The 3,688-nt window shown below is 69.0% G+C and carries 4 protein-coding genes; 3 read left to right on the plus strand and 1 reads right to left on the minus strand.

Going from position 1 to position 3,688, the window contains the following annotated elements:
- Nucleotides 1-831: hypothetical protein (locus QN357_RS18215; protein ID WP_323505319.1), on the minus strand; the 831-nt coding region annotated here is incomplete at its 3' end.
- Nucleotides 832-1,053: 222 nt separating this feature from the next.
- Here QN357_RS18215 and kduI point away from each other — a divergent pair.
- The 3 genes from kduI to QN357_RS18230 are packed head-to-tail and all read left to right on the plus strand — an operon-like array spanning nt 1,054 to nt 3,514.
- On the plus strand, nt 1,054-1,902 hold the full coding sequence (gene kduI, locus QN357_RS18220) for a 5-dehydro-4-deoxy-D-glucuronate isomerase (protein ID WP_134445951.1): 849 nt from the start codon (nt 1,054-1,056) through the stop codon (nt 1,900-1,902).
- On the plus strand, nt 1,902-2,750 hold the full coding sequence (locus tag QN357_RS18225) for an IclR family transcriptional regulator (protein WP_323505320.1): 849 nt from the start codon (nt 1,902-1,904) through the stop codon (nt 2,748-2,750). The genes kduI and QN357_RS18225 overlap by 1 nt, the downstream gene beginning before the upstream one ends.
- Nucleotides 2,747-3,514, plus strand: a complete 768-nt coding sequence (locus QN357_RS18230) for an SDR family NAD(P)-dependent oxidoreductase (protein ID WP_323505321.1) — start codon at nt 2,747-2,749, stop codon at nt 3,512-3,514. Before QN357_RS18225 ends, QN357_RS18230 begins: the two co-directional genes overlap by 4 nt.
- Nucleotides 3,515-3,688 lie beyond the last annotated feature (174 nt).

Genomic DNA, 3,688 nt, shown 5'->3' on the forward strand with positions numbered 1-3,688 from the left:
GTCCAGGAAGGTGGGGTGGGGCAGGACCTGAATGTCAGGGGAGCCGGACGTCGTGCCGCCGGTGCTGCCGGTTCCGCTCGACCCGGAACTCCGGGAAGTACCGGAACTCCGGGAAGTACCGGAATTCCGGGCGGCGGTCGCTGCCGCGACCCGCGCGGCTTCAGCGGCGGCGGCTTCGGCCGCGGCTTGGGTCGCGGCCACGGCGGCCGCCTGATTTTCCGTCAGCGCGGCATTCGCGACGACGACCGCGGTGAAGGCCTTGGGCAGTTCTCCGTGGGTGATGGCTGCGGCACGCAGTTTGAGAACGGCCGCGGTGACAGCATCCCGGGCGTTCTGATCGGCAGCGGTCTGCACGCCGACCGCGGTCTCCGCTGCGGTGGCTTCCGCCTCCGCGATGGCCTGGAGCCGTCGCACGACGACGGAGTGAGCTTCGGCGATCGCCCGGGGGTAGCCGCCGTGCGCGGCCAACCCCAGTCGGTCTCGGGCGACGTTCAGCTGTGCGATCAGGGCAGGGTCGACGACACCGACCAGGCGCCTATCGAAGTCATCCAAGGGGAGAACGAAGAGGGCGACTTCGGTGCGCAGCGCCGCGAGTTCGCTCACGGCTCGTGCGGCTGTCGCCGCGAGGGTCGCACGCTTGGTGTTCTCGGCGACGACCCGATCGTGTTCGGCCGATGTCAGCGGGATGCCGATCCCGGCGGTGAGGAGAGTCGCGAGACCGACAGCGAGTGTCAGGAAGAACCACGTTCGCTGTTTCCGGGACCGCGCGGGGACCCGCACTGTGGACCCGTCGGCAGTGGAGGTCGTGTCGGTTCCTGCGCCGGTGCGCATGCGGTCCTCGCTTCATCGGTGATCGTGGGACATCGGCTGGGCATCCACGGGATTCACCAGCGCACCTCTCGTCAGGCTATCGGTTGGCCGTGCCGCAGCCGGAGCCCCCGTTCGAGGCTCGTCGCACCAGTCTGACGGCCGCGGTCGGTTTGACTGAGGGCGCGCCAGCGCCCAGAATGGAACTAAGTTCCATTTTGGGGCCGTGAAGCGCAAGGAGTCTCCGTGCAGATCCGCAATGCCACCAGCCCGACCGAAGTCCGGGGAATGACGACCGCCGAGCTGCGCGAACGCTTCCTCGTCACCGACCTCTTCGTCGACGACGAGCTGCGCGCCGTCTACTCCCACGAAGACCGGGTCATCCTCGTCGGGGTCAGCCCCGTCACGGCCCCGCTCACCCTCGAGAGCTTCCCCGAACTGCGGACCGACCACTTCTTCGAGCGCCGCGAGGCCGGGATCGTCAACGTCGGCGGATCCGGAACCGTTGTCGTCGATGGCGTGCCGTTCGCCCTCGGACACGGATCGTGCCTGTACATCGGCCGCGGGGCATCCGTCGTCGAATTCATCTCGGACAGTGCGAGCGCCGCGCCCGAGACCGAAGACTCCGCCCGGTTCTACATCTTCTCCGCGCCGGCCCACACCGAATACCCGACCACGCTCGTGCCCGCGGGAACCGGTATCGTCCGTGAGCTCGGCGACCAGTCGACCTCGAACCGCCGCACGCTCAACCAGTACATCCACGAGAACGGCGTGCGCAGCTGCCAGGTCGTGATGGGCGTGACGAGCCTGCACGAGGGCAGCATGTGGAACACCATGCCCGCGCACACCCACGACCGCCGCATGGAGGCCTACCTCTACTTCGACCTCCCCGAGGCCGCCCGCGTCGTGCACCTGATGGGCGAGCCGACCGAAACCCGCCACCTGATCGTCGCCAACCGCCAGGCGACCATCGCGCCGAGCTGGTCGATCCACTCGGGCGTCGGCACCTCGAACTACTCCTTCATCTGGGCCATGGCCGGCGAGAACCAGTCCTTCGACGACATGGACGCCGTGGACATCACCGCCGTTTCCTGATGACTGCTGACCTGGCCGGCGAGCGGATGCCGTCGGCCCCCGCCGCCGTCCGGGTCGCCACTCCTGCCACCCCTGCCGGCGCAGCCGAGCGCACCCTCATCGTGCTCGAGGCGGCCCTCGAGCATCCGCGGTTCTCGGACGTCGTCGCCGCGACAGGCCTGCCCAAGGCCACCGTGCACCGCCTGCTCGCTACCCTTGTGACCCAGAGGTTCCTCGCGACCGACCCCGCCGGCAGCTATCTGCCGGGCCCGGCGATCCTGGCGATCGCCGGCCGCGCCCTCGCCGGCGTCGACATCTCCGCGATCGCCCAACCCTTCGTCGACGACCTCGTCGCGACCGTGGACTGCACCGTGCACATCGGCTACCTCGCCGGCGACTCGATCGTCTACGTGATGCGCAGCGACTCCCGCAAACCGTACACAATGCCCTCCCGCGTCGGCCATGCCGCCCCGCTGCACACCACCGGCATCGGCAAGGTCATCCTCGCGAGCTACCCAGACGACACCGTCGACCGCATCATCGCGAGCGCCGGCCTCGCCCGCATCACGGATGCCTCGATCACCGACCCGGACGCCTTCCGCCGCGAGATCGCCGGCGTGCGCTCGCGCGGCACCGCCCGCGACCGCGGCGAGAACGTGCCCGGAATCGCCTGCATCGCGGCGCCGCTCTTCGACCACACCGGAACCGTCCGCTACGGGCTCAGCGTGTCCACGCTGTCGATCGAGCACAGCGACGAGCAGATCGAGGCGATGTCCGGCCCCCTCCTGAAGGCCGCGGCGGCCATCTCCCAGGCCCTCGGCTACCAGGGAAGCGCATTCGCGACCACAACGTTAGGAAATCAGTCATGAGTGTTCTGAACCTCTTCGACCTCAGCGGCAAGACCGCCGTCGTCACCGGCGCGAGCCGCGGCATCGGCTTCGCCATGGCCGTCGCACTCGCCGAGGCCGGCGCGGACATCGTCGGCGTTTCGTCGAGAATGCCCGGGCGCGGCAGCGCGATCGAGACCGCGGTCACCGCACTCGGCCGCCGGTTCACCGCACTGCACGCCGACTTCGCCGACCGGGACGCCGTCGCCGCGCTCGCCGCCGAGATCACCGCGCTCGGCCCGATCGACGTGCTCGTCAACAACGCGGGCACGATCGCGCGCGCCCCCGCCGCCGAACACTCGGACGAGATGTGGGACCGCGTGATCGCCGTCAACCTCTCGAGCCAGTTCGTGCTCAGCCGGGAGATCGGCCGCACCATGATCGCGCAGGGCCACGGCAAGATCATCTTCACCGCCTCCCTGCTGAGCTTCCAGGGCGGGCTCAACGTGCCCGGGTACACGGCTTCGAAGTCTGCGATCGCCGGACTCACCAAGGCGCTCTCCAACGAGTGGGCGCCGCTCGGCGTCAACGTCAACGCCATCGCCCCCGGGTATTTCGCAACAGACAACACCCAGGCCCTCCAGAACGACGCCGGCCGGTCCGGGGCCATCCTCGAGCGGATCCCCGCCGCCCGCTGGGGTACCCCAGCCGACCTCACCGGAGCGACGGTCTTCCTCGCCTCCGCCGCCTCGGACTACGTGAACGGCATCATCCTCCCCGTCGACGGCGGCTGGCTCGGTCGCTAGCCGCCCGCTCCTCCCGCTCCCGCTCCCGCTCCCGCTCCACGGACCGGGCCATGACCTCCCGCGAGAGTACACTTTTGGCCCTTAAACCCGTGGTTTAAGGGCTGTGAAGTCTCGTTCTCAATCTGACAGTTCTGTCTCATGACCTTGCTGACAGTTCTGTCTCGGGACCTGCCT

It is taken from the genome of Cryobacterium sp. RTC2.1 (assembly GCF_035018685.1).
In the GTDB taxonomy this organism is placed as follows: Bacteria; Actinomycetota; Actinomycetes; order Actinomycetales; family Microbacteriaceae; genus Cryobacterium; species Cryobacterium glucosi.

Bases quoted from the DNA above. Each gene is read 5' to 3' on its own strand.
- QN357_RS18225 (WP_323505320.1), top strand. From the start codon at position 1,902: ATGACTGCTGACCTGGCCGGCGAGCGGATGCCGTCGGCCCCCGCCGCC.
- QN357_RS18230 (WP_323505321.1), top strand. From the start codon at position 2,747: ATGAGTGTTCTGAACCTCTTCGACCTCAGCGGCAAGACCGCCGTCGTC.